The organism is Massilia sp. CT11-137 (genome assembly GCF_047302885.1).
Lineage (GTDB): Bacteria > Pseudomonadota > Gammaproteobacteria > Burkholderiales > Burkholderiaceae_D > Telluria > Telluria orientalis.
Genome location: NZ_JBKYMP010000001.1, coordinates 598,508 through 624,069, shown reverse-complemented (window position 1 = coordinate 624,069; position 25,562 = coordinate 598,508). Strand labels below are relative to the sequence as shown.

Genomic DNA, 25,562 nt, shown 5'->3' with positions numbered 1-25,562 from the left:
AAGAAAGGATGATTACTTCAGCAGGCGCGAACGGCTGGCCACGAAGGCGATCAGGCAGGCGAGGCCGCCGATGTAGGCGATGGCGATCTGCATGCCCATGCCCTGGGCGATGGCGCCGATGACCGGCGGGCCCATCAGGCTGCCGCTGTAGGCCATGCTGGCCACGCCGGCCAATGCCGCCGGACCCTGCGCGCCCGCCGCGCTGAACACGAACGGGAACACCAGCGCCAGGCCCATGCCCGCGACGGCGAAGCCGAACAGGGCGAACCAGGCATTCGGCGACAGCACGGCGAAGAACAGGCCGGCGGCACCCAGCATCGAGCCGCTGGTGACGAGCGAACGGGCACCATAGCGCACCTTGAGCTTGTCGCCGCCGAGGCGGGCCAGCAGCATCATCACGGAGAACGACGACAGGGCCAGCGGCGCCAGGCCGTCCGACGCACCGAAGTGCTCCTTCAGGAACACGCCGCTCCAGTCGGCGATGCTGCCTTCGGCCATCGAACCGAAAAAGCCGAGTGCGCCCAGGAACAGCAGCGGGCCGCGCGGCAGCGAGAACGATTTTTTCTCGACGACTTCACCGGTGTCGTCCGCATCCAGCGACGCATGGCCATAGTAGAGGGCCAGGGCCAGCGGACCGGCCAGCATCACGAAGTGCGTGAGCGGCGCGATGTGCAGGCCGGCCATCAGGCTGCCCAGGGTCGCACCCGCCAGGCCGCCGGCGCAGCCGAGGCCGTGCAGTTTCGACAGTTCCGACTTGCCCGACTGCTTTTCGCGGCGGGTGGCGGTCGAGTTGACGGCGACGTCGAACGTGCTGGCCGTAATGCCCAGGCTCAGGACGGCCATCATCAACAGCGGCACGGTCGGTGCGCCGCCGATGGCGACCAGCACGACGAGCAGGGCCAGGCCGGAAAACAGCATGGTTTTGCGGGCGCCAAGCGAGCTCATCATGCGCGATGAAATAGGGTACGACAGAACGGCACCGAGGCCGCCGCACAGCAGCACCATCGACAACGCCGAGTGCGACACGTGCACGCGTTCGGCCATGGCCGGAATGCGGCCGGCCCACGAACCCATGATCACGCCGAATACCGTGAACAGGAGCGGCAGGGCGAACGACTGCGATTGCGCGAGCGGGAGGCTGCGGGAGCGGGCGGCAGCAGTAGCGGGCAAATGATTTTGCATTTAGTAGATGACTTTTTTTAAAAAAATGTCTGGATCAAAAAGCAAACGCCAACCGAGCGGTTGGCGCGTGGAAAGCTGATGGGAGGCAATTCTAAACGGTTTGCGAGAACTTTGCTTTGCCACTCGGAAAAAATTTTCAGCGTTGCGAGATGCCGACAAACACGGGCAGTTTGTAACCGGATGTGAACTTATAACGAGAAATAAGTGTGGGCGTTGTAAAAAATATAGTGGAGATGAAAACGATTCCAAACTAGAATGGCCGGGCCCAAAAACGGACAGGAATACCATGACGCCCTCCCCCGACATGCCCCGTACCGACTCCCGCCTCGACCTGGTCGACGCCCTGCGCGGCTTTGCCATCGTCTCGATCATGCTGCTGCATAACATCGAGCACTTCGATCTCTATTTTTCGCCGCCGGGCGAGCCGGCCTGGTTGAAAGAACTGGGACAACACATCTGGGATACGATGTTCGCCCTGTTCGGCGGCAAGTCGTATGCGATCTTCGCCCTGCTGTTCGGCCTGACGTTCCACTTGCAGGACGATGCCCGGGCCCGGCGCGGGGAGGATTTCCGGCCGCGCTTCGCGTGGCGGATGTTGCTCCTGCTCGGGTTCGGACTCGTGAATTCCGCGTTCTACGAGGGCGACATCCTCGCGATGTATGCCGTGCTCGGCCTCGTGCTGATTCCCGTCGCGCGCCTGGGCACGTGGACGGTCTTCCTGCTGGCCTGCTTCCTCAGCCTGCAGCCGGTCGCGTGGTTCGATGCGCTGGCGGCGCTGGGCAGTGCGCCGGGCAAGCTGCCCGATCCCGCCTCCTGGGCATACTTCGGCCGCGCCGAGGAATACCTGAAGCACGGCTCACTGCTCGACGTCTGGATCGGCAACCTCACGAACGGCAAGCAGGCCGTGCTGTTGTGGAGCTGGGAAATGGGCCGCCTCCTGCAGATTCCCGCGCTGTTCATGTTCGGCATGCTGGCCGGCCGCCTCCGGCTGTTTGCCGTGAATGACAGGAACATCGGCATCTGGCGCCGCGTCTTTTTCGGGGCGTTGCTGCTGCTCGGTCCGCTGATCTTCATCCAAGGGCACCTGGCGGCGTGGTTCCCCGCCGAGGCCCTGCGCCGGCCGCTGGACGCCATCGCCAAGCCGCTGCTCAACCTGGACATCATGCTGCTGCTCGTGACGGGTTTCGCCCTGCTGTACCGTCGTCCGGCCGGCGCGCGCGTGCTGGGGTCGCTCCGCTGGCTGGGAAGGATGAGCCTGACGAGCTACATGATGCAATCGATCGTCGGCACGACCCTGTACCACGGCTTCGGCTTCGGCCTGTACGAGGTCACCGGCACCGTCGCGGCGCTGTCGATCGGCATCGTGCTGGCCATGCTGCAGGGTTGCTTCAGCGCCTGGTGGCTCAAGCACCATAAGCAAGGCCCGCTGGAAGCCCTGTGGCACCGCCTGACGTGGATCGGCGCGGCGTCAACGCAAAGCCCTCAGCCCGCGACGCGCGTAAACAACCCCTCGTAGCGCAGCACGACGCCATCGCCGTCGACGTCGAGGTCGGCGGCGAATGGCCGGGACAGGCTTTCGAACCGCACCCGGTCGGGCGCCACGCGCGTGTACGCCTGCGCGACGGGCTGGACGTCGAGCTTGGGCAGGTCGACGTACGCGATGCGGATTTCCTGGCGGTCATGCAGCGCATCGCCGAGGCGCCGGATCGGCGGCGTGTTCGTGAAGGGACTGCCGGACAGGTCGACGTCCGTGCAGCCCTGCAGCGCCGGCAACGGCGCGCCGCCCGCGTCAGTCCAGTTGCCGGCCCCGTCGGCGCGCAGGCTCACGCGCCCCTTGCCCGCGACATGGACGTCAAGGCTGCGCACGCGCCAGTGCTCGTCGCAGCACAACAGATAACTGCAGGCGAACAGACGTCCGCCGGCGGGGCCGATGAGGACACCTTCCGCCGTCACGCCGGCCTCCCCGGTCTCCAGCTCGACATGCTCCAGGCCGCCACCCTGCTCCGTTGCCCAGCGATAGCTGCGTTTCACGTCGCCCTCCTTCCGTGTTCCATGCACGCCTAATGTAGCACCGGGCGGCCGTGTTGCGCGCCAGCGAAGAAGGCCTAGTCGTATCATCATGACAAGGCCCGCCGCCGCGGCGGGTTGCTGACAGGGAGACGCCGTGTTCGGTATCGATGCGCGTACGGCCCGCGTGGTGTGGACGGCCGCGCTGGTGATTGCAGGACTGTATGGTGTCTTTCTCGTGCGGACGACGCTGCTGGTGATGCTGATCGCCGTGCTGTTCAGCTACCTCATCTATCCGCTGTTCGTGCTGGCCCAGCGTGTCGTCGGCGGCCGCGTGCCGCGCACGCTCCTGCTATGCCTCGTCTACCTCGTCGTGGTCGGGCTCGTCGCGCTGGCCGTCGGGCTGTTCGGCAACACGGTGGCCGAGCAGGCCACGGCCCTGGCGCAACAGTTGCCGACCCTGCTCGATCCCGCCACGCTGGAGCGGCGCCTGCCGCTGCCCCACCTGCTCGAACCCCTGCGCGCGCGCCTGGCCGCCTTCCTGCGCGACCTGTTGCAGGGCGGCTCGGCGGAGGCGATGCCGTTCGTGCGCAACATCGGCTACGGGTTGGTGCACCTCGCCGGCAACCTGATCTACGTCATCGTCGTCCCGATCCTGAGCTTCTTGATGATTTTGCAGGCGCATGTCTTCGACGAATTGCTCGTGGCGATGCGCCACCGCCGCAACGGCGCGTTCTGGACAGACGTGCTGCACGGCCTGAACACCTTGCTGTCGAGCTATGTGCGGGCACTGGCCCTGCTGTCGCTGGCGACGCTCCTCGCCTACGGTCTCGTGCTGTCGCTGATGAGGGTGCCGTTCGCCCTGCTGCTGGCCGGCGTCGCGGCCGTGCTGGAAGTGATTCCCGTGCTGGGGCCACTCGTCGCGGCGGCGGCCATCGTCGGCGTCGCCCTGTTCAGCGGCTACGAGCACGTGGGCTGGATCATCGTCTTCATCGGCGGCTACCGCGTCTTCCAGGACTATATGTTGAGCCCCTGGCTGATGAGCGAGGGCGTGGACGTGCCGCCGATCCTCGTCGTGTTCGGCCTGCTCGCCGGCGAGGAACTGGCCGGCGTGTCCGGCATCTTCCTTTCCGTTCCCTTCCTGGCCGCGCTGCGGATGTTTGTCGTGCAAATGCGCCTGCATCGGACCAAGGTCACGACTCCGCCAACGTCCGGTGATGCAAACGTGTTGTAAACGCCACACGCTCTCCCATAATGCCGCCGTGCACAACTGATAGCGCTATCAGTCCAATTTTCACAGTTTCCCTCTGAGGGAATAGCAATCTCCCGGTCATTTCATGCAAATTGCATGAGCTACCCCCCGCACGGTTTGCTCCGCAACATGAATAACGCTTTACAAACCCGCCGCCTTATTGAAGACTTGGCAAAAATGATAGCGCTAACGGTCGCTGTGAATTGACAGAAAGAGAGACAGAATGGCATCACCAAGCGATGTATCCAATCCCTCGGGCGAAGGCCGCCGCTGGGTCATCATGGGCGTCTGCGGCTGCGGCAAGAGCACGATCGCTGCCGCCCTCGCCGCGGCGTTCGACGTCGCCTTCCTCGAGGGCGACGCGTATCACCCGGCGCCCAACGTGGTCAAGATGTCGGCCGGCGTCCCGCTGACGGACGACGACCGCGCCGGCTGGCTGCAAGCCCTGGCCAACGAGATCGGCGCCGCGCGCGAACGCGGCACGGGTGTCGTCGTGTCGTGCTCGGCGCTCAAACGCCGCTACCGCGACCTGCTGCGCCAGGCCGACCCGAACCTGCGCTTCGCCCATTTACATGGTCCGCGCGGCACGATCGCGGCGCGCATGCAGACGCGCATCGGCCACTACATGCCGATTACCCTGCTGGACAGCCAGCTGCGCGACCTCGAGCCGCTGCAGCCGGACGAGGCCGGCATCACCCTGGACATTACCCAGCCGCCAGAAACCCTGGTGGCCAGCATCATCGCATCGATCAATCACTAAGTCAGTCGTCGCACCCGGCCCAGCCGCCCATCCGAGGCGGCATGCCGACCACATGAGAATAATGGAGACTACCATGCGTACACCACTACAACGCACCCTCATCAACCTCGCCGTCGCCAGCGCCTGCGGCATGCTCGGCGCCGCCCATGCGCAGCAAGCCGAACCGGCACAACAGCCGGCGACGGATGCCCAGGCAACCCAGGCGCCTGAAGCCGCCCCCGCCGTCCCGGAAGCGAACGTCGTGCGCATTTCCGGCTCGCGCATCGCGGCCCGCGGCTTCACGCAGCCGACGCCGACGACGAGCCTGTCCAGTGCCGACCTCGAAAAGGCCGCGAAGCCGAACCTGTTCAACACGCTGGCCGAACTGCCGGCGCTGCAGGGCAGCACGGGCCGCACGACGAGCACCAACAGCACCTCGAGCGGCATCCAGGGCCTGTCCTCGCTGAGCCTGCGCGGCCTGGGCACCATCCGGACCCTGACCCTGCTCGATGGCCAGCGCGTCGTCGGCGCGAACGTCACCGGCGTCACGGACGTCAGCCAGTTCCCGCAACTGCTGGTGAAACGCGTGGATGTGGTGACGGGCGGCGCGTCGGCGTCGTACGGTTCGGATGCGGTGGGCGGTGTCGTCAACTTCATCACGGATAAAAAATTCACGGGCTTCAAGGCCAACGTCGAGGGCGGCCAGACGCGCTACCACGACGACAAGAGCGGCACCCTGCAGGCCGCCTGGGGCAAGGGCTTCATGGACGACCGCCTGCACGCGACCGTCAGCGGCGAATTCAGCAAGGAAAACGGCATCGACTCGCCGGGCTTCGGCGAAGTGGGCGCGGGTGGCCGCACGTGGTACCGCAACACGGTGTTCCAGCGCCGTCCGCTGTCGCAGACCACCGACGGCAAGCCGGAATACATGGCCATCGACCACGCCCAGCAATACCAGTATTCGAAATACGGCCTGATCACGAGCGGCCCGCTGCAGGGCACCGCGTTCGGCGACGGCGGCGTGCCGTACCAGTTCAACTACGGCTCGAACGGCGTGCCGACCGGCACCGGCCAGGTCACGAACTGCGTGAATCCGTTCTGCGTGGGCGGCGACCTCTCGGGCAGCGTGGGCGCCGGTACGAACCTCGCGATGAATTTCAAGCGACAAGTCGCCTACACGCGATTGTCGTGGGACCTCGACGCGGATAACGAGATCTATTTCACCGCGAACTATGCGCAAGTAAAATCGCACTTCTCGCCGAACCCGGGCGCGGCCAAGCAGGCCAACCTGACGATCCAGTGTGACAACCCGTTCCTGCCCGCCTCGATCGCGGCGGCCTGCGCGGCCAACAACATCAAGAGCTTCCAGTACGGCACGGCGAACGCGATCTTCCCGGAGAACATCAACGTCCACCCGACGCGCACGCAGCGCCGCTTCGTCGTGGGCGCGGACGGCAGGTTCAACCTGTTCGGCAAGGAGTGGTCGTACGACGCCTACGCGGAACACGGCGAGAACACGACCAACATCAACGTCCACGACATCACGCTGAACACGCGCTACAACAATGCGATCGACGCCGTGCGCGATGCCAGCGGCAAGATCGTCTGCCGCAACGCCGTCGCCGCCGCCAACGGTTGCGTGCCGCTGAACATCATCGGCAACAATCCGGTCGATCCGGCCGCGTGGGGCTATGTCGCGCCGGGCGCCGGCCCGATCCAGCGCACGACGCAGAGCCAGGACGTGGCCAGCGCCAACTTCAACGGCGAGATCTGGGAAGGCTGGGCGGGCCCGCTGTCGATGGCGACGGGTGCCGAATGGCGCCGCGAGAAGTACGACGTGCACGGCGATCCGTATGGCGCCGGCGTTTCCCCGGAGTCGATCGGCGGCGCAGCCTACCCCGCTGACCCGACCCTCAACAGCACGGTCGGCAACAACTGGTATGCCGGTAACTATCACAACGGCGCGGGCGCGTACAACGTGCGCGAGGCGTACGTCGAGCTGAACCTGCCCGTGCTGAAGTCGGACACCTGGGGCGAAGCGAACCTGAACCTGGCCGACCGCCAGACCAAGTACAGCACCGCCGGCAGCGTGAGCAGCTGGAAGATCGGCGCCACGTGGAAGACACCCATCGACGGCCTGCGCTTCCGCGCCGTCAGCTCGAAGGACGTGCGCGCACCGAACCTCTCCGAACTGTTCGCGGCGCCGGTCGTCGTCAACAACCAGGTGCAGTACCAGGGCAACACGGTCAGCGTGCAGCAGCGCACCGTCGGCAACACGAAGCTCCGTCCGGAAATCGCGCGTAATAACTCGTTCGGCATCGTGCTGAGCCAGCCGAGCTGGGCGCCGGGCTTCTCGACGTCGCTCGACTACTACGACATCAAGGTCAACGACGTGATCTCGACCTTGTCGATCCAGCAGGAAGTCGACCTGTGCGTGGCCGGCAACCAGGAGATCTGCCAGGCGATGGAGCTGAACAGCCCGGGCAACAACTACGTCACGGTGCAGAACTTCAATCTCGCTTCGCTGCATTTGAAAGGCTTCGACATCGAGTCGGCGTACCGCACGAACCTCGACAGATTCAACCTGCCGGGCCGCTTCACCGTCCGCGCGCTGGCCACCCGCACGCTGCACTTCATCACGGATTCGGGCGTCGTCGGCACGATCCCGTCGGAAGGCGCTGGTGTCAACCTGGGCAACACGCCGAAGTGGAAGCTGCTCGCCACGCAGTCGTGGGATAACGACAAGTTGAGCCTGACCCTCACCGAGCGCTGGTTCAGCGACGGCAAGTACAGCAACGAGTACATCGAGTGCCAGACGAACTGCCCGGTGTCGACCTTGATCCACCCGACCATCTACGACAACAAGATGAAGGGCGCGACCTACGTCGACTTCGGCGGCAGCTACAACGTGTCGAAGCAGATGATGGTCTACTTCAAGATCGACAACCTGGCGGACCGCGATCCGGAACCTGCACCGCAGGCCAACCCGAGCTTCGCGATCAACCCGGCCCTGTACGACGTCGTGGGACGCACCTACCGCGCCGGCCTGCGCTACAACTTCTGACCGGAGGCCGGCCATGTGGAACCTGCTGTCAGTACTACTGGCGGTCGGCCTGCTGACGGTGATGATCGCGTGGGGCAAGATTCAGCCGCTCCTCGCGTTCGTCGTCGCAGCCATCGTCGCCGCCTTGATGCTCGGGATGCCCGCCGCGAAGATCCCGGGCGCCATCGAAAAAGGGATCGGTGACCTGCTCGGGTCCCTGGTCGTCGTGATCTGCCTGGGCGCCGTGTTCGGCAAGCTGATCGCCGACAGCGGCGCGGCCCGGCGCATCGCGATCAGCCTCGTCGACCGCCTCGGCATGGCGCGGATCCCGGTGGCGATGACCGTCACCGGCTTCGTCGTCGGCATGCCGCTGTACTACAACGTCGGCTTCGTGCTGATGATCCCGCTGATCTTCTCGCTCGTGTACCAGTCCGGCCGTCCGGCCGTGGCGCTCGGCATGCCGCTGCTGGCGGGCCTGTCGATCGCGCACGGCTTCCTGCCGCCGCACCCGTCCGCGACGGCGCTCGTCGTCGCCGTGCACGCGGACATGGGCAAGACGCTGCTGTATGGCCTCGTCGTCGCGATCCCCACGCTGATCATCGCGGGGCCGATCTTCGCCATGTCGCTGAAACACATCCGCGGCGAGCCTGCGCCGATGTTCCGCACCGCGCAGCAGGCGATTCCCGACAGCGAGCTGCCGGGCACCTTCAACAGCTTCTTCACCGCGTTGCTGCCGGTCGTGCTGCTGGGCGCCCTCACGCTCGTCACCTTGATCCGCCCGGACCTGTCCAAGCCGCTCGCGTTTCTATCCAGTCCGCTCGTCGTGATGCTGCTGTCGTACGCCGTCGGGGTCGTGACGCTGGGTATCGGCCGCGGCCAGCCGTTCTCGAAAGTGACGGACAGCGCCGCGGGCGCGCTGCGCGAGATCTCGCCGATCCTGATGATCATCGCCGGTGCCGGTGGCCTGAAGCAGGTGCTGATCGATTCCGGCGTCAGCGCGGAACTGGGCACGCAGCTCGCGCACATGCCCGTGCATCCGCTGCTGCTCGGCTGGGCCGTGGCGACGCTGATCCGCGTGTGCCTGGGCTCCGCCACGGTGGCCGGCATCACGGCGGCGGGCGTCGTCGGGCCGCTCGTGGAAAGCTCCGGCGTCGACCCGAACCTGATGGTCCTGGCCGTCGGTGCCGGGAGCCTGATGTTCAGTCACGTGAACGATTCGGGCTTCTGGATGTTCAAGGAATACTTCGGCCTGTCGCTGAAGGATACGTTCCGCTCGTGGACGATGATGGAGACCCTCGTCGGCGTGTTCGGACTGCTGTTCGTGATGTTGTTGTCGCTGTTCGTCACTCAAGGATAACTATAAATGAAGACTACGCTTTCAACGATTCCTGCCGCATTGGCGCTGGCGTTCGTACTCGCCACGCCGGCTTCCGCCGCATCCGTATCGGCTTTCCAGACCATGCCCGAGGACCCGCGCGCCGTCGTCGTGCACGCGAAGGGTGACGGCAAAACGGACGACACCGCCGCCATCCAGCAGGCCATCGACGCCGCCGCCAACAAGGGCGAAGGCGGCGTCGTGTTCCTGCCGTCGGGCCGCTACCGCATCACGAAGAGCATCCTGATTCCGCTCGCCGTGCGCGTGTACGGCGTGGGCGCGACGCGTCCCGTGTTCGTGCTGGCGCCGAAGACGCCGGGCTTCCAGCAGGGCGTCGCCAACATGGTGATCTTCACCGGCGGCGACCAGTATACGGTGGGCAAGGTGCCGATGCCCGTCGCGGGCGCCGTCGGCGCGGACAAGGACGTGCGCGACGCGAACTCCGCCACCTTCTATTCCGTGCTGTCGAACGTCGACTTCGAGATCGGCGACGGCAACCCGGCCGCCACCGGCGTGCGCATGCACACGGCGCAGCACTCGAACCTGTCGCACATCGATTTCCATATCGGCAGCGGCCTCGCCGGCGTCTACCACGTCGGGAACATCGCGTACGACCTGAAATTCCACGGCGGCCGCTACGGCATCCTGGCCGAAAAGACGTCGCCCGCCTGGCAGTTCACGCTCGTCGACGCGACGTTCGACGGCCAGCGCGACGCCGCCATCCGCGAGCACGAGGCCGGGCTCACGCTGGACAACGTCGACATCCGCGACACCCCGGTCGGCATCGACATCGACCGCGGCTACGGCGACTGGCTGTATGCGAAGAACGTCCGCTTCGAGAACGTCGCGAAGGCCGCCGTCGTCATCAGCAACGAGGACAACGTCTACACGCAGATCGCGTTCGACCACGCCAGCGCGAAGAACGTGCCGACCTTCGCGAAGTTCCGCGACAGCGGCAAGACCCTCGCGGGCGCGGGCCGCGCGTACGAGGTCACGGAACTCAACTACGGCATGAAGCTCGATCAATTGGGCACGCCCGGCCGCTTCACGACCCACTACAAGACGGCGCCTTTGAGCGCCAAGGTCACGCCGCAGCGTGTGCTGAAAGCGCTGCCGCCGTCGAAAGAATGGGCCAACGTGCACAAGTTCGGCGCGAAGGGCGACGGCCGCGCGGACGACACGGCCGCGATCCAGAAAGCCATCGACAGCAACCGCGTCGTGTACCTGCCGCAGGGCTTCTACATGGTCAACGACACGATCCGCATGAAGCCGGACACCGTGATCGTCGGCCTGCACCCGGGCCTGACGCAGCTCGTGCTGCCGAACGGCTCGCCACTGTTCCAGGGCGTCGACACGCCGAAGGCGCTGCTGGAAAGCGCGCGCGGCGGCGCCGGCATCGTGTCCGGCATCGGCCTCGCGACCGGTGAGGTCAACAACCGCGCCGTCGCGCTGCTGTGGCGCGCGGGCGAACAATCGCTGGTCGACGACGTGCGCATCCAGGGCGGCCACGGCACGCGCCTGTACGACGGCACGCGCGCCGATCCGTACAAGAAGACGGAGCGGTGGGATACGACCGCCTGGTGGGACCGCCAATACCCGAGTGTCTGGGTGACGGACGGCGGCGGCGGCACGTTCACCGGCATCTGGTCGCCGAGCGGCTATGCGCAGGCGGGTTTCTACGTAACGAACACGAAGACGCCGGGCCGCGTGTACGAACTCTCGGCCGAGCACCACATCCGCAACGAGATCGTGCTGGACGGCGTGGAGAACTGGTCGTTCTATGCGCCGCAGACCGAAGAGGAAGTCCGCGACGGCATGGATTCCGTGTCGCTCGATATCCGGAATTCGAAAAACATCCTGATCGCGAACTACCACGGCTACCGCGTCACCCGCTCCATCAAGCCGGCGGTGACGGCCGTGCGCATCGCGAATTCCAGCGACATCCGCTTTCGCAACGTGCACGTGAACGGCGAGAGCGGCTTCGCCACCTGCGACGAGAACGGCTGCACCACGTACCTGCGCGCGTCGAAGTACCCGTACGAGAACGCCATCACCGACGTCACGCACAACATCCAGGTGCGCGAGCGGGAATTTGCGATCCTCGACTACACGGGCAAGCAGACGGCCGCGCCGGCACCGCTGGGCAAGGTCGAGAAGGTCGCGGACGGCTTTTATTCCATCGCCGGCGCGGCCGTCGACGCCAACGGCAAGCTGTACTTCATCGATCGCCACTTCAAGCGCGTCCACGCATGGAGCCATGACCGCGGCCTGGAGATCGTGCGCGACACGCCGCTCGACCCGATCAACCTCGCCATCGACCGCAGCGGCAACGTGATGGTCGTGTCGCACTACGGCCCGAACGCGAGCGTGTATGCGTTCAAGCCGGACGTGCCGCCGACGCCGGAAGGCTACACGATGATCAAGCCGACGGCGGTCGCGGCGCGTGCGGATGCGCGTGTGGCCATTCCCGTCAACTTCTGGCAGAACGGCGAGTTCCAGGACCAGATCGATCCGAAGACCTACGAGTTCACCACCTTGAGCGAGATGTTCGCGCGCGACGTGGCGAAGCCGAAGGCGCAGGAATACGTGTCGCCGGACGGCAGCCTCGTGCTCCCGGCATGGCGCGTGACGCGCCAGGGCCCGACGGACCACCTGGGCTACCGCTGGTCCGACACGCTGGACACGCACGGCTTTACCAGCGCCCGCGTGGGCGAGCGCGTGATCTTCACGAACGGTTCCGAGAACCGCACGTTCAGCGGTCTCGTGGGCCAGGGCGGCGCCATCACGGACCTGAAGCAGGTCGCCGACCGCGGCGGCGAAAGCGCGACCATGGGCCCGGACGGCAACGTCTACGTCGCCAACGGCCAGGTGTTCATCTATGGCCCGGACGGCAAGGAACGGGGCCGCATCGACGTGCCGGAACGGCCGCTGCAGCTGATCTTCGGCGGCGCCGACAAGCGCACGCTGTTCATCCTCACGCACCACAGCCTGTACACGAGCCATGTCGACTAAGCGCCTTTGTGTGGCGATGCTGCTGGCGCTGGGCTGCGCCGGCAGCGCCCTCGCCCAGCAGGCCGTGCAACTGTGGCCCGACGGCGCGCCCGGTTCCGAAAGGCGTCACGGCGAGCCCGAGAAGCTGACGGACGGGGCGTACGTCAGCAACGTGCACGACCCGTCGCTGACGGTGCTGCGCGCCGACCCGCGCCATGCGAACGGCGCGGCGATCGTCGTCGTGCCGGGTGGCGGGCATCGCATGCTCGTGTTCCAGAACGAGGGCGTCGTGGCGGGCAAGCTGCTGAACCGCATGGGCGTGACGGCGTTCGTATTGAAATACCGGCTGGCGCGCGATCCGGATTCCGCCGGCTACAGCATCGAAGGCGACGGCGCGGCCGACCTGCGGCGCGCCGTGCGCTGGGTGCGCGCGCATGCGGCGGAGTACGGTGTCGACCCGCAACGCGTGGGCATCATGGGCTTTTCGGCGGGCGGCGAACTGGTGTCGCTCGTCGCCGACAATCCGGAGCCCGCGCCACGCGGCAAGACGGATGCGCTGGACCGCCAGAGCGCGCGCCCGGATTTCCAGGTGCTCGTGTATCCCGGGCCGCTGGGCTCTCCCGCGAAGGCCGTGGACGGTGCGCCGCCCGCGTTCCTCGTCGCCGGCTCGCGCGACACGTGCTGCATGCCGCCCACCATCACCCTGTACCAGCAGCTCGTGAAGGCCGGCGTGTCGGCCGAGCTGCACCTGTACGCGGACACGGACCACGCCTTCAACGTGGGCCAGCGCGGCGAACGCATCTCGCTGCAGCACTGGCCGGATCGCCTGGCGGACTGGCTCGCCGACGGCGGCTGGCTCATCCCGCGCAGTATCGGGAGTCATTCGCGCAAGCCGGAAGGCGTGCCCGCACCTTGAAAGGATCCATATGAAACGTATCGCATCGGCGCTGGCCGTGGCCCTGCTGGCCACGCCGGCCGCCTGGGCGGCGGACGTCCAGTACAAGCTGCTCGTGCTGGCCATCCCCAACAAGTACCACTACGAATACATCCCGATCGCGCGCGAGAGCCTGGAAAAGCTGGCGAAGCTGCACGCGTTCGACTTCACGTACACGAACAAGCCCGAGGTGTTCGACGGCGACCTGAAACAGTACGCCGCCGTCGTCTTCCTCAACACGCCGGGCGAGGAACTGAACCCGGCGCAGCGCGCGAAGTTCGAGGCCTACATGCGTGACGGCGGGAATGCCGTCGTCGTGCACCGCGCCGCGATCACGCCGCCGAACGGGTGGGTATGGTACGAGAAGCTCGTCGGCCGCTCGTTCAAGACGCACCCGATGCTGCAGACGGGCGCCGTCGACGTCGTCGATAAAACGTTCCCGGCGACGTTCGGCATCCCGCCGCGCTGGATCTGGAGCGACGAGTGGTACGAGACGACGAACCCGTACAAGGTCGCCATCCACCCCGTGCTGAACATCGACGAATCCAGCTACGACGTCACGAAGATCTGGCCCGGCCAAGTGTCGACGGGCATGGGCCGTGACCACCCGGTGTCGTGGTACCACACGGTCGAGAAGGGCCGGGTGTTCGTCACGCTGCTGGGCCACAACGGCGACATGTACCGCGACCCGCAATATCTCGCGCACCTGATGGGCGGGATCTGGTGGGCGGCGACGGGCCGGGGCCAGCAGCGCTGAAAATTCGGGGTCAGAGCGCATTCCGGGTCAATGTCCGGGTGAACAGTGCTTCTCCTAGATTGGAGCAATCGGGACGCCATTCACGCCGGACCACACGACGGAGCTGGCTGTAGCTCCGAAAGATCTTTCTTTGAAGATTGTGTCTCAAAAAGTGCTCTGACCCCGAATCTGCGGCGAAATGTGCTCTGACCCCGAATTTATCGGGTGGGTTGTTTCAGGGCCAGCGGCGTCAGGCGGCACTGTAGAAGGACAACCAGTCTTCCAGCCGGCTGCGCCAGAACTGCGCGTCGTGGCCGCCGCCGCCCACGTGGAATTCGCTGGCGGCGCCGAGCACGGCCTGCATCGCTTCGTCCTGCTTGCGCAACGGATCGCGGTCGCCGACGTCGAGGTAGAAGCGCAGGCCGCGCAGGTCGGCGTGCTGCGCCAGCAGCAGCGGATCGCGTTGCGCGCGCAGGGCCGGCGTCGGGTACAGCCAGTCGCGCTGGCCGGTGAACTGGTCCGCGCCGCTGTAGTCCCATAACGCGGCGCTGTGCGCGCCCACGCGTGAAAACATCTCCGGGTGGCGCAATGCGAGATGCAGCGCGGCGAATCCGCCCATCGACACGCCGCCGATGCGCCGGTCCGCGCGCGTGGCCGTCACGCCGAGCCGTGATTCGACGGCGGGCAGCATCTCCGTCATCAGGTAATCCTCGTACAGGCCGATCGTGCCGCCTGAGGCCTGCGTCCCTTGCGCTGGCGTCGTGTTCACGCCGAAGCCGTTGTCGTAGTCGGGCGCGGCGATGACGAGCGGTGTGCCCAGCCGGTCGGCCGCGCGGTTGATGGCCAGGCCGGCATCGAAGAATGCCGCGCCGTTGCCGCCGAAGCCGTGGAACAGATAGAGGATGGGATGGCGCGCGCCGCCCGGCGGCAGGTACAGCGCGACGTTCATCGTGCGCCCGAGCGCGCGGCTCGCGACGGCGAAGGTGTCGACAGTGCCCGCCGGTGCCGCGGGGCCGGGCGCGACGGCCTGCTGAACCGGAGCGTTGCCGCCCCCGCAACCGGCCAGGCAGGCAGCCGTGGCAAGCAAAAGACTCCGACGTTCCATCCGTGGCCTCCCATGAGCACCGGCTCATTCTAGCCACGAATGGAACGGGCTTTCTTCAGGCAGTCTTCAATAATTGAAGCCCGCGCGGATGCCGAACATGCGCGGCTCGACGTAGGTGGCTTTCATGAAGCCGCCCCACAGCGAATCGCTGCTGGTCTTGGCGCGCTTGTCCGTCACGTTGCGCACGTACGCTTCCGCATACCAGTTGCCGTCCGGGGCATCCAGGCGTGCCGACGCATCCGCCAGCGCATACGCGGCCTGGTAGCGGCCGATGCCGGCCCAGTCCGAGTTGCGCAGGTCGAAATAGGCCTTGTCGCGCCAGTTCACCTTCACGTACGGCGTGAGGCGGTAGCCGCCCGGCAGTTCGAACTCCTGCGAGAAGTTCAGGTAGACCTGGTACTTCGGCGTGTTCGGCAGGTGGTTGCCGTCGATGTCGTACAGGCGGCGGCCCAGCAGCGACTTGTCCGGACCGTTGTAGATGGCCGGGCAAGGCTGGACGCCGAATTCCGCGCGCACGTCGCCGCACTGGTAATCGTCGCTGTAGTTGTAGAAGCCGTGCACCTTGGTGTCGATGAAGGCGAAGCCGCCGCCCACGCGCGCGCCGCGCCACGGCTTGTAGTCCCATTCCAGCTCCAGGCCCGGGATGCGGGTGTCGCCCACGTTGATCGTGCGCCAGGATTCGTACACGTCGCACTTGGGCTGGTCGGCCGGGCAAGGCAGGCCGTTGTCCGGGATGATCTGGTTGACGAAGTAGTTCCCCGTCAGCTGCATGTCCTTGTAGCGCATGTAGAAGGCGGTGGCCGAGAGGCTCAGGCGGTTGTCCAGGAAGCGGCCCTTCCAGCCCAGCTCATAGTTGGTGACGGTCTCCGGGCCGTACGGCAGGAACGTCGCCTCGCCCGGCTTGCCCGTCGCGGCGCACAGGTGGTAGTTGCAGCTGTCGACCTTGTCCGCGAAACCGCCCGCCTTGTAGCCCGTCGAGACCGAGGCATAGGCCATCTGGCGCGGCGTGATCTGGAATTGCAGGCCCGCGCGCCACGTCACCTTGCCCCAGGTTTCCTTGTGATCGTTGTTGGTCGCGTTGGCGTAGCCGGCATAGGCGATCGGACCGCCGCCGGCCCAGCCCATCTGCTGCGTCAGGTCGGTGCCGTCGTGGATCGTAAAGCCCGGCGTGCCCGGGATGCCGCGGTCGTACAGGCCGCGGTAATAGGCCGGGTTGCCGATCCAGTTGGCGCCGTACACCTTGCCGCCCTTGTCTTCCTTCGAATCGCGGCTGTAGCGCGCGCCCAGCGTGGCCGTCCACTTCGGTGCGAAGCTCCAGTCGGCCTGGCCGAAGATGGCCTTCGAATCGATCTGGCGGTTCGGCTGCGCGTACACCACGCTGCCCGGGTCGCCGAACGGTTTCTGGATCGCTTCCGTCATCTCGTAGTCGATGCGGTTACGCTCGTGCATCCAGAATAGGCCGGACACGTATTTCAGGGAACCCAGCTGCTGCTTGAGCTGCAGTTCGTGCACGGTCGACAGGTAGCGCGAATCCGCGGTGCGGTGCCACGTGTCGCGCAGCGGCCAGGTGCCCCAGTTGCCGTCCTTCGTATTTGGGAACGGAGCGATGTCGGCCCACGACGGCGCGTTCTGCAGGCCCAGGTCGTCGTCCGAGATCTGGCTGCGGCGCTGGTCGGCGACGGCGAAGTTGTAGCTCACCGCCGTGCGGTCGTTGACGTTCCAGTCCGCGCCCGCGCGCACCGTGCGGATCTTCATGTCGGTCTGGCCCGGCACGTTGACGTTGATATAGAACTCGTCGTTGGTGCAGGCATAGCGCGTACCGACGCCGGCGCCGCAGTCGCGGAAGAACGCATAGCCCGCGCCCGAATCCTGGAAGTGCTCGTAGGCGGCGTGCAAGGTGAGGTCCTTGTTCACGCGCAGCAGTGCCTGCAGGCGCGCGGCCCACTCGTTCTGGTTGGTGTAGTAGTCGGACGGGCGGACCTGGCGGTTGTAGCGCATGTCGACGTCCGGCACGCCGTTCGGGATCCAGCCTTTCGACGGCACGTTCGCTTCCGACAGGTCCTGGTGCTGGTCGGCGTAGCCGTCGCGGCGCACGCGCATGAAGGAGCCGCGCAGCGCCAGGTTGTCGTTGACGACGACGTTCTGCACCCAGTTGACCTGCTTCTTGTTGTAGTTGCCAAAGTCCGTCTCCACGCGGCCGTAGTTGCCGTTGAAGTCGGGTTTCGCGGTGATGACGTTGACGCTGCCGCCCGTCGAGTTACGGCCGAACAGCGTGCCCTGCGGACCGCGCAGCACTTCGAGCTGGTCGATGTCGAACATCAGCGCCTGCGCGCCCTGCGGCCGCGGCGAGTACAGTCCGTCGACGTGGAAGCCCACGGCCGGGTCGCCCGTCTCGGTGAAGTTGGTCGACGTGATGCCGCGGATCGTGATCTGCACGCCGTTGTCGAGGCCCGAATCGATGGTGACGTTGGGGATGTCGTTGGCGAGGTCGCGGATGTTGGTGGCGCCCTTGCGGGTCAGCTGGTCCTGCGAGAACGCCGTCACGGCGACCGGCGTCTTGAGCAGCGAGGTGCTGAAGCGGGTGGCGGTCACCGTCACTTCCGGGATCGTGTCGGCGGACTGCGCGGGCTTGGTGTCGGCCTGCGCCCAGGCGGGCATGGCGGCGAAGGTGCAGGCGCTGGCGACGGCCATGCTCATGGCCGTCCGTTTGATTGGATGCAGCATCATATCTCCTTGGTTTTTTGAATTCTGCGTGCCGGCGAACCGGACACGTGTCGACGAGTATTTCAATCGGAATTCGTAAAATCAAAGAATTTCGCCGGACACCTTTCAGTTTCTTCGTCTTTACTAAACAATCAGCTTGTCGCGCAGGTTCAAGGCTGCGCGGCGTCCACCGCGACCGCTTGTTCCGGGCCGTTCCAGGCGCGTACGGCGACCTTCAGCGCGCCTTGTCCGCCGCTGAATTCGGCGCTGACGGTGCGGCTCTCGCCCGGCATGAGCGCCACGTAGTTGTCCGACCAGTACACGGGCAGCACGCGCGCGCCGGCCGCGTCGAGCAGGGTCAGTTTGGTGTTCAACACGGGCACCTTCGATGGATTGGTCAGCGTGACGTCCACCCTCCCTTGCGTGCGGGCGGATGCGCGCACGGTCACCGGCACGCCGGCGAGCGTATCGAGGCCGCGCTGGCGCTCGGGGCTCGTCGACGGCCAGTACACGTTGTCCGACAGCGTGCGGCCCGCGCCGTCGGTCAAGGTCAGCTTGACGACCAGCAGGCCTTCGCGCGCCAGCAGCGGCGCGATGCCGAGGTCGATCGGCCCCGACGTGGCCACGCCGGGGACGCTGACGGTGGCGGCACCGCGGCCCGCCAGGCGGCCGTCGACGGTCCAGGCCTCGAATGCGACGCGCGCATTGTCCAGCGGCGCGGTCGGGTTGTTGATGACGTCGACCGCGTGATCGGGCAGGTTCAGTTGCACGTGCACGGGTTCGGACGCGTGTTTCGTGCCGTAGTAGGCGGCGTGCGTATCGTAGTCGTGGCTGAGGATCTGCCACATCGTGCTCGGCCAGGCCGGCTGCGTCATCCACAGCATGCGGCCGCTGTTCTCGCGCCACAGCCCCGCATTCATGCCTTCGAAGATCGCGCGGTGCGATTCGTAGTTCATCAGCTGCGCCTTGCGCTCGAAGTCGGCCAGCGACGCCGGCGCGCCGTACTGCCGCTCGAGCGCCTTCATGAACGGTTCCACGCGGCCGTTGCCGCTGGGGTGCCAGTCGTGGTACGCGGCGGTATCGCCCAGCGGCCAGCGCTCGGATGCCGGCACCGCGGCCTCGAACGCCTCGCGCGTGGGGAACGACGGCGTGCCCACCTCGACGGCGAAGCCCTTGCCGTGCGTCGTGAAATACGTTTCCGGCGGCTGGTAGTCGTACGGGCCGCTGTTCTGCAGGTTCACGCGGTTCGAGCTGCCCGTGTACCAGCGCGTGCCGTCTTCGGCGTAGATCAGCGCTTCCAGCTTCTCGTTCAGCGCCGGCTGCGGGACGCCCTCGTTGCGGCCGAACCAGGCGACGATCGAGGGGTGGTTGCGGAAACGGCGCACGACGTCGACGGCGTTCGCCATGAACAGGTCGACGTCCTGCGGCTCGATGTTGTAGTCCTGCGTCGAGGCCCAGAAGTCGTTCAGCACCATGAGACCGTATTCGTCGGCCAGCTCGAAGAACGTCTCTTCCGTGTTCTGGCCGACCCAGTTGCGGATGATGTTCACGTGGGCGTCGCGGTGCAGGCGGAAATAGGGTTCCAGGCGCGCGCGGTCGACGCGCTTCATGAAGTCGTCCATGCCCCAGTTGCCGCCGCGCGCCGCGATGCGTACGCCGTTGACCTTGATGACGAGGTGCGGCGCCAGGCTGCCGGCATCGGCCAGTTCGCGGATCGCGGCCGTGCCTTCCGCTTCCGCACGCAGGCCGGTCGCCCACTGGTTGCCCGCGACCTTGCGCAGCGCCTCGTGGCGGGCATCGGTGATGCGCACGCCGAGCGCGTGCGCCCTGGTGAAATCGGCCTCCACGCGGCGCAGGTGGCCCGTGCGGTCGACCAGCGACAGTTCGTAGGTCACGCTGCGGATGCCGAACGCGGTGCGCGCATGGTCGGACAGGGCCGCGCCCTGCAGCACGTCGACGTCGAGGTCGTGCAGCTCCGGCTTGCCGTAGCCGTTCGGCCACCACAGGCGCGGCTGCTTGACCTTCAGCGCGGCGAAGTCGTTCGATGCGAAGCGCACGGTGCGCGTGCCGGGCGCCACGTCCAGCGTGCGGCTCACGACGATAGGCTGCATCGATCCCGCCCGGTCGCGGATGGTGGCGCGCACGGTCGCGCGCACGGTCTTGTTCGACAAATTCGTCACCGGCACCTCGATGCCGACGTCGGCCTCGCGATGGTCGTCCGCGAGCGCCGTGATCACGTGCGCATCGCCCACGCGCACGTCGCCCGTGCTGCGCAGGACGACGTCCTGCCACAGGCCCGTGTTGCGGTCGCGGACGGACGGGATCCAGTCCCAGCCCTCGGTGGCGATGAAGGTCGGGCCATCCTGCGCCTGCACGCCGCCGTTCTCGCCGACGCCGGCCGCGACGGATTCCTCGTGCGCGATGCCGGGATGTGGCGGCGGCGACACCTTGACGGCGATGACGTTCTCGCCTTTCGGGTTCAGGTACGGCCCCAGGTCGACGCTGCCGCGCACGAAGGCGCCGCGCGTGGTGCCGGCGCGGTGGCCGTTGACCCAGATCTCGGACGCGTAATTGATGCCCTTGAACGTGACGAACAGGTGACGACCCGGACGATGGCCGCGCGGCAGCGCGAAGCTCGTGCGGTACCACCAGTCCTGGCGGCTGAGGCTTTCCGGGATCGCGAGGTTGTCGAGGCCATACGCCGGGCTCGGATAGACGCCGCGGTCGACCAGCGTCGTGAGCACGGTCCCCGGCACCGTGGCCTTGTACCAGCGCGACGCGTCATAGCCGCCGCTCGCGATCTGCTGCGCGGATCCCGGTGCCTGGTCCGCCGATTGCAGCGTCCACGCACGGATCGTCCATGCGTTCGCGCCCCGCGGTTCCAGCGCCGGTCCCGCATAGGCCGGCACGGCGACGGGCTTCGACGGCGGCGTCGCGCTGTGCGGCAGCGTCCACGCATCCTGCGGCACGAGCTGGCCGGCCATCTGGCGGGTCTGCAGCGGCCAGTGCGGGCTGCCGGTCTCGAACACGATCATGCCTTCATCCGGCGGCGTCGCCGCGAGCCGTGCGACGGCCTGTGCGTCGTCCCCCAGCGTCAGCCCGGCCACGCGGCCCGCGAACGCGGCATCGGTCCCCGTGCGCGGTGCGATCGCGATCTGCGCGGCGGACGCTGCGCTGCCTTGCACCTCCCGCCGCGCCACTTCCCTGCCGTTCGCGTACAGGACGACGTGGCGGCCGTCCCGGCTGGCCGCCACATGGGTCCAGGCGCCGGCGGGCAGCGGCACGCTGCTGCGCACCGGCGCACCCGCGCCGCAGAAGGCCAGCGTGCCGTCCACGCTGCACAGGTAGCCGATGCCGTCCGCGCCGGCCAGCAGCACCGTCCCGCGCGCGGCCTCCGACGGCTTGAACCAGCCGCCGATGGCGACGCGCTGCGCCGCCAGCGTCACGCCGGCGGGCGCCTTCTTGACCAGGCCGTCGGCGGCGGCCGGGAATTCGGCGTTGAACGGTCCCCACGTGGCCGCGTGGACGGTGGGTGCCGCCAGCAACACGGCGGCGAGCAAGGCGTTCGAAAGGCGGGGTGGGCGTGCGACGGGCGTGGGCAGGCCCGAACTGGCGTGGCGCATGATGGTCTCCGGGATAGGCATGAAGTCCCGGCGCGGACGGCCGGGATCGTTATGCGGCGGATTCTGCATCCGCCCGGAGGGAGGGTCAAACGCCGGAAAGGCTTTGCGGCGCTGTTTAGCGGCGATTACTAAACTGGCCGCGCTTGATGGTCAAACGATGCCGTCCGCCGCGCGGGCAGCGGCGCGCGGCGTTTTAGTAAAGCCGCCCGTCAGCGCTGCGGTTCGAAGAACAATACCTCGCCTGTCGCGGTGGCCGCGATCAGCTGGCCGTCGTACCAGGCCGGCGAACCCGCGAAGGCACCGAGGCGCTTGACGTATTCCATGGCCGAGTACAGCGCATGCGGTCCGCTCTCGTACATGTGCTTCGTGTCCAGCTTGCCCGTGGCCGTGTCGATCACGCGGCCATCGTTCACGGCAAGCGCATCGCTGCGCCACGACCAGCGCGCGCGCCCGGTCGCCGCGTCGAGCGCGTGCAACTCTCCCTTCATCGACGCCGCCACGACGACGTCGGCCACGCGCAGCGGCGACGCGAACGTCCACACCTTCGTTTCGAAGCGGTAGCGTTCGCGGCCGGTGCGCTTGTCCAGCGCCAGCAGCAGGCCGGTGTCCGACGTGCCGACGTACACGCTGTCGCCATCCACCGCCGGCGTGCCGACGACCCAGCTGCCCTGCGCGTCGTAGCGCCACTTCGGCTGGCCGCCCACCGCATCGAGCGCGTAGAAAAAGCCGTCGCGCGAGCCGACGTACACCGTGTCGCCATCGACGGCGGGCGATGCCTGGATGCCGAACATGATGCTGGTCTTCTGCTCGACGCCCGTCTGGTGGCGCCAGCGCTGCTCGCCCGTCTGCGCATCGAGCGCATAGACGGCGCCGTCCCAGCTGCCGACGACGATGTTGCCGCCTGCGAGCGCGGGCGACGAATGCACCATGCCGCCCGTGCGCCACGCCCACGCGAGCTTGCCGTCCTTCGCGTCGAGGGCATACACGTGGCCGTCGCTGCTGCCCACGTAGACCTTGCCGTCATGGACCAGCGGCGACGACAGGTACAGGTCCCACGGGTCGGGCACGGGCCGGCCGTCGCGCGGCATGCCGAACATGCCGTGGGCGGCGAACACCGCCTCGCCCTGCGTGCGGAAGGTCCACCGCGGCGAGCCGTCGTCCGCCTTGAGCGCATGCACGCTGCCCGCGCGGTCGAGGAAGTACACGGTGCCGTCGGCCACCGCGGGCGTCGACGCGATGCCGCCGCGCGCGTGATACAGCCACTGCAGGGTACGCGTCTTCGCATCCAGCGCGTACAGGTTGCCGTTTTCCGCGCCGACGAACACGCGCCCCTGCGCCGCCACCGGCGACGCATGGATCGCCGCGTGGACGTCGAACCGCCCCGCCAATCTGAAACCCTCGATGGCGCGCGTCTCGCCGGGCACGCGGCCGGTATGCGCGGGGTCGCCCATGAACATGGGCCAGTCGGCGGCGAACGATGGGGTGGCGAGGAAGGCAAGCAGCAGGGCAAGGCGGCGCATGGGGGATCCTGACGTTGGGATGCCGCCATTCTAGAGGCGGGAAGCGCCCGCAATCTTCAGGGAGGCTTCACGGCCGATAGGCGCGGCGGCGGCGCGTCGCTATACTTGCGCTCCATGCGACTCCTACTCGTGGAAGACGACCTGGCGCTGGGCCGCGCGCTGCAGTCGGTGCTGCACAACGACGGCCATGACGTCACCTGGGTGCGCCTGGGCAGCGACTGCGCGCGCCTGCTGGACGAGCGCCGCCACGACGCGCTGCTGCTGGACCTGGGCCTGCCCGACGGCGACGGCGTCGCGCTGCTGCGCCGCCTGCGCGCGGCCGGCCACGTGCTTCCCGCCGTCCTGATCACGGCGCGCGACAGCCTGCAGGACCGCCTCGACGGCTTCGACGGCGGCGCCGACGATTACCTCATCAAACCCTTCGACATCCCCGAGCTGCTGGCCCGCCTGCGCGCCGTCGTGCGCCGCGCCGGCGGCGCGCAGGCCGACGCGCTGTGGCAGGTCGGCGACCTCGCCATCGACGCACGCAGCATGAGCGCCACCTGCCGCGGCGCGCCCGTGAACCTGTCGCGGACGGAGTTCGCGCTGCTGCACGCGCTCGTGCGCAACCCGGACCGCATCGTCACGCGCGCGGAACTCGAACAGGGCGTGCTGCCCTACAGCGAGGGCCAGACGCTGGACGTGCATATCTCGAACCTGCGCAAGAAGATCGGCGACGGCTACATCCGCACCGTGCGCGGTGTCGGCTACATGGTGCGCCATGACGGCGACCGTTAGCATGTCGCCGCCGAAGTCGCTGCTGCGTCGCCTCCTGATCGGCTTCATGCTCGTCATGCTCGCCATCTGGCTGGCGGCGCTGGCCCATATCGTGAAGCAGGTCAAGGTCGACAAAGTGCGCCAGACGGCGGCCGTCAACCGGGCCTGGACGCGCCAGATCATGCTCAACATGCAGTCGCTGCCGCCCGATCCGGCGGCGCTGGCGCGCATCGGCCAGCGCATCGAAGACCTGCGCCTGGACATGTTCCGCGAGTTCGGCTACCCGACGCAGGCGCGCATCCGCGTCTGGCTGGGAGGGCAGCTCGCGTACGATTCGGCGCCGGGCGCGCCGCTGGACGACGGGTGGGCGCTCTGGACCGAACGCGACGCCACACGCGGCATCACGGTGGAGCGACGCGAAAAGCCCGACAGCGACTGGGTATTCACCCCGTCGGCCGCCAATTACCTGCTCTCGCCGCTGGTCTACAGCCTGCCGTTCATGCTGCTGCCGGCCTGGCTCCTCGTGCGCGTGGGCCTGCGCCCGCTGCGCGAGGTGGCGCAGGCCCTCGAGGCGCGCGGCGCCGCCGAGCTGGCGCCGCTGCCCGCGTCGCCCTATCGCGAACTGGCCCCGGTCGTGGATGCGGTGAACCGCCTGATGCGGCGCCTGTCCGAACGGCTCGCGCGCGAACAAGAACTCCTCGCCGACGCCGCGCACGAGCTCAAGACGCCGCTGTCGGTCGTGCAGCTCAATGCCCACCTGCTGGAAGCGTCCACGGACGCGGCCCAGAAGACCGAAGCCGGTGCCGGCCTGCGCGAAGGGGTCGCGCGCGCCACGCACGCGGTGCACCAGCTGCTCGCCTTCGAACGGGCACGCCAGGAATCGACGGACGCGCCGCTGCAGGACCTGGACCTGGCCGCGCTGCTGCGCGAACGCATCGCCGTGGCCGCGCCGCTGGCGCTGCAGCGCGGCGTCGACATCGAATTGCACGCGCCCGCTCCGATCACCCTGCCGCTGCACCGCGAAAGCATGGCGGCCCTGCTCGACAACGTGGTCGGCAACGCGATCAAGTATTCACCGGACGGCGCGCGCGTGGACGTGTGCCTCGACGCCGGCCCCTGCATCACGGTGTCGGACCAGGGCCCCGGCATCCCGCCCACGCTGCGCGCGCGGGTGTTCGAACGTTTCTACCGCGTGCCGGGCCAGGACCAGGCGGGCAGCGGCCTGGGTCTCGCGATCGCGGAACGGGCTGCGGCCCGCAACGGCGCCCGCATCACGCTCGACGGCCGCCCCGATGGGCGCGGACTGGCCGTGCGCATCGCGTTCGGCGACGCCGGCTGCGCTACGCCTTCGCCATGAATGCCGCGACCAGCGCGTTGGCGTGACCGTGGCCCAGCTGGTGGTCGTTCTTGAGGTGGGCGACCAGCTCCATGTGCTTACGCGGACCCGCCTGCTCCAGGACCTGCATCCAGTGCGCGATCGGCTTGCCGTACTTCTTTTCGATGGAGGGGAAATACGAGGCGGGGCCTTTTACGGTGTCTTGCGTTGTCATGCCGGTTCCTTGCGGTCGTTGTCGAGTCGAGTCTGCTCCTCGACGA

General features: G+C 67.3%; 17 protein-coding genes. 10 read left to right on the top strand and 7 right to left on the bottom strand.

Annotation, left to right across the window (positions count from 1 at the left end):
• Positions 1 to 12: 12 nt before the first annotated feature.
• Positions 13 to 1,170: an MFS transporter gene (locus ACEN98_RS02815; RefSeq protein WP_413381270.1), complete on the bottom strand. Its 1,158-nt coding sequence runs from the start codon at positions 1,168 to 1,170 to the stop codon at positions 13 to 15.
• A 298-nt stretch (positions 1,171 to 1,468) separates the two neighbouring features.
• Here ACEN98_RS02815 and ACEN98_RS02810 point away from each other — a divergent pair, with 298 nt between their 5' ends.
• On the top strand, positions 1,469 to 2,698 hold the full coding sequence (locus ACEN98_RS02810) for a DUF418 domain-containing protein (RefSeq protein ID WP_413381268.1): 1,230 nt from the start codon (positions 1,469 to 1,471) through the stop codon (positions 2,696 to 2,698).
• On the opposite strand, the gene ACEN98_RS02805 is transcribed toward ACEN98_RS02810, so the two are convergent.
• Positions 2,665 to 3,213 (bottom strand): putative glycolipid-binding domain-containing protein, encoded by a 549-nt coding sequence (locus ACEN98_RS02805; RefSeq protein ID WP_413381266.1) that lies wholly within the window; start codon positions 3,211 to 3,213, stop codon positions 2,665 to 2,667. The genes ACEN98_RS02810 and ACEN98_RS02805 overlap by 34 nt on opposite strands.
• Positions 3,214 to 3,346: 133 nt before the next feature.
• Between ACEN98_RS02805 and ACEN98_RS02800 the strand changes: the two genes are divergently transcribed.
• The 7 genes from ACEN98_RS02800 (at position 3,347) to ACEN98_RS02770 (ending at position 14,280) form a co-directional block, all read left to right on the top strand.
• Positions 3,347 to 4,423, top strand: a complete 1,077-nt coding sequence (locus tag ACEN98_RS02800) for an AI-2E family transporter (protein ID WP_413381264.1) — start codon at positions 3,347 to 3,349, stop codon at positions 4,421 to 4,423.
• Positions 4,424 to 4,664: 241 nt separating this feature from the next.
• The gene (locus ACEN98_RS02795) at positions 4,665 to 5,201 is read left to right on the top strand and encodes a gluconokinase (protein ID WP_413381262.1); all 537 of its coding nucleotides are present in this window, start codon (positions 4,665 to 4,667) and stop codon (positions 5,199 to 5,201) included.
• 73 nt (positions 5,202 to 5,274) lie between these two features.
• Positions 5,275 to 8,244: a TonB-dependent receptor plug domain-containing protein gene (locus ACEN98_RS02790; protein ID WP_413381260.1), complete on the top strand. Its 2,970-nt coding sequence runs from the start codon at positions 5,275 to 5,277 to the stop codon at positions 8,242 to 8,244.
• A 13-nt stretch (positions 8,245 to 8,257) separates the two neighbouring features.
• The gene (locus tag ACEN98_RS02785; RefSeq protein WP_413337514.1) at positions 8,258 to 9,580 is read left to right on the top strand and encodes a gluconate:H+ symporter; all 1,323 of its coding nucleotides are present in this window, start codon (positions 8,258 to 8,260) and stop codon (positions 9,578 to 9,580) included.
• 6 nt (positions 9,581 to 9,586) lie between these two features.
• Complete coding sequence (locus tag ACEN98_RS02780; RefSeq protein ID WP_413381258.1) at positions 9,587 to 12,610, top strand: glycosyl hydrolase family 28-related protein; 3,024 nt, start codon at positions 9,587 to 9,589, stop codon at positions 12,608 to 12,610.
• Positions 12,600 to 13,505 (top strand): alpha/beta hydrolase, encoded by a 906-nt coding sequence (locus ACEN98_RS02775; RefSeq protein ID WP_413381256.1) that lies wholly within the window; start codon positions 12,600 to 12,602, stop codon positions 13,503 to 13,505. The genes ACEN98_RS02780 and ACEN98_RS02775 overlap by 11 nt, the downstream gene beginning before the upstream one ends.
• Positions 13,506 to 13,515: 10 nt before the next feature.
• Entirely contained in the window at positions 13,516 to 14,280 is a 765-nt protein-coding gene (locus ACEN98_RS02770) for a ThuA domain-containing protein (protein ID WP_413381254.1), read from the top strand.
• A gap of 229 nt (positions 14,281 to 14,509) precedes the next feature.
• Here the strand turns inward: ACEN98_RS02770 and ACEN98_RS02765 are convergent, their stop codons facing one another.
• The 4 genes from ACEN98_RS02765 to ACEN98_RS02750 all read right to left on the bottom strand — a co-directional run bounded on the left by ACEN98_RS02765 (position 14,510) and on the right by ACEN98_RS02750 (position 23,210).
• On the bottom strand, positions 14,510 to 15,346 hold the full coding sequence (locus ACEN98_RS02765) for an alpha/beta hydrolase (RefSeq protein WP_413381252.1): 837 nt from the start codon (positions 15,344 to 15,346) through the stop codon (positions 14,510 to 14,512).
• Positions 15,347 to 15,430: 84 nt separating this feature from the next.
• Positions 15,431 to 18,088, bottom strand: a complete 2,658-nt coding sequence (locus tag ACEN98_RS02760; RefSeq protein WP_413381249.1) for a TonB-dependent receptor — start codon at positions 18,086 to 18,088, stop codon at positions 15,431 to 15,433.
• Positions 18,089 to 18,237: 149 nt separating this feature from the next.
• A complete protein-coding gene (locus ACEN98_RS02755) occupies positions 18,238 to 21,690 on the bottom strand; it encodes a glycosyl hydrolase 2 galactose-binding domain-containing protein (RefSeq protein ID WP_413381247.1) in 3,453 nt (1,150 codons plus the stop codon).
• 209 nt (positions 21,691 to 21,899) lie between these two features.
• Positions 21,900 to 23,210, bottom strand: coding sequence for a PQQ-binding-like beta-propeller repeat protein (locus tag ACEN98_RS02750; RefSeq protein ID WP_413381245.1), 1,311 nt, complete (start codon positions 23,208 to 23,210; stop codon positions 21,900 to 21,902).
• Between the two features lie 114 nt (positions 23,211 to 23,324).
• On the opposite strand from ACEN98_RS02750, the gene ACEN98_RS02745 reads away from it, so the two are divergent.
• Together ACEN98_RS02745 and ACEN98_RS02740 are read left to right on the top strand one after the other, a co-directional pair.
• Positions 23,325 to 23,987 (top strand): response regulator transcription factor, encoded by a 663-nt coding sequence (locus ACEN98_RS02745; RefSeq protein WP_413381243.1) that lies wholly within the window; start codon positions 23,325 to 23,327, stop codon positions 23,985 to 23,987.
• Positions 23,971 to 25,323 carry an ATP-binding protein gene (locus tag ACEN98_RS02740; RefSeq protein WP_413381241.1) on the top strand — a complete coding sequence of 451 codons (1,353 nt, stop codon included), beginning with the start codon at positions 23,971 to 23,973 and terminating at the stop codon, positions 25,321 to 25,323. Before ACEN98_RS02745 ends, ACEN98_RS02740 begins: the two co-directional genes overlap by 17 nt.
• Here the strand turns inward: ACEN98_RS02740 and ACEN98_RS02735 are convergent.
• Positions 25,307 to 25,516 carry a DUF4287 domain-containing protein gene (locus tag ACEN98_RS02735; RefSeq protein ID WP_413344277.1) on the bottom strand — a complete coding sequence of 70 codons (210 nt, stop codon included), beginning with the start codon at positions 25,514 to 25,516 and terminating at the stop codon, positions 25,307 to 25,309. The genes ACEN98_RS02740 and ACEN98_RS02735 overlap by 17 nt on opposite strands.
• Positions 25,517 to 25,562: the final 46 nt, after the last annotated feature.

Excerpts from the sequence above, each read along its gene's own strand:
- ACEN98_RS02810 (WP_413381268.1), top strand. The coding sequence starts at position 1,469 with ATGACGCCCTCCCCCGACATGCCCCGTACCGACTCCCGCCTCGACCTG.
- ACEN98_RS02795 (WP_413381262.1), top strand. The coding sequence starts at position 4,665 with ATGGCATCACCAAGCGATGTATCCAATCCCTCGGGCGAAGGCCGCCGC.
- ACEN98_RS02790 (WP_413381260.1), top strand. The coding sequence starts at position 5,275 with ATGCGTACACCACTACAACGCACCCTCATCAACCTCGCCGTCGCCAGC.
- ACEN98_RS02785 (WP_413337514.1), top strand. The coding sequence starts at position 8,258 with ATGTGGAACCTGCTGTCAGTACTACTGGCGGTCGGCCTGCTGACGGTG.
- ACEN98_RS02780 (WP_413381258.1), top strand. The coding sequence starts at position 9,587 with ATGAAGACTACGCTTTCAACGATTCCTGCCGCATTGGCGCTGGCGTTC.
- ACEN98_RS02775 (WP_413381256.1), top strand. The coding sequence starts at position 12,600 with ATGTCGACTAAGCGCCTTTGTGTGGCGATGCTGCTGGCGCTGGGCTGC.
- ACEN98_RS02770 (WP_413381254.1), top strand. The coding sequence starts at position 13,516 with ATGAAACGTATCGCATCGGCGCTGGCCGTGGCCCTGCTGGCCACGCCG.
- ACEN98_RS02760 (WP_413381249.1), bottom strand. The coding sequence starts at position 18,088 with ATGCTGCATCCAATCAAACGGACGGCCATGAGCATGGCCGTCGCCAGC.
- ACEN98_RS02755 (WP_413381247.1), bottom strand. The coding sequence starts at position 21,690 with ATGCGCCACGCCAGTTCGGGCCTGCCCACGCCCGTCGCACGCCCACCC.
- ACEN98_RS02750 (WP_413381245.1), bottom strand. The coding sequence starts at position 23,210 with ATGCGCCGCCTTGCCCTGCTGCTTGCCTTCCTCGCCACCCCATCGTTC.
- ACEN98_RS02745 (WP_413381243.1), top strand. The coding sequence starts at position 23,325 with ATGCGACTCCTACTCGTGGAAGACGACCTGGCGCTGGGCCGCGCGCTG.
- ACEN98_RS02740 (WP_413381241.1), top strand. The coding sequence starts at position 23,971 with ATGACGGCGACCGTTAGCATGTCGCCGCCGAAGTCGCTGCTGCGTCGC.
- ACEN98_RS02735 (WP_413344277.1), bottom strand. The coding sequence starts at position 25,516 with ATGACAACGCAAGACACCGTAAAAGGCCCCGCCTCGTATTTCCCCTCC.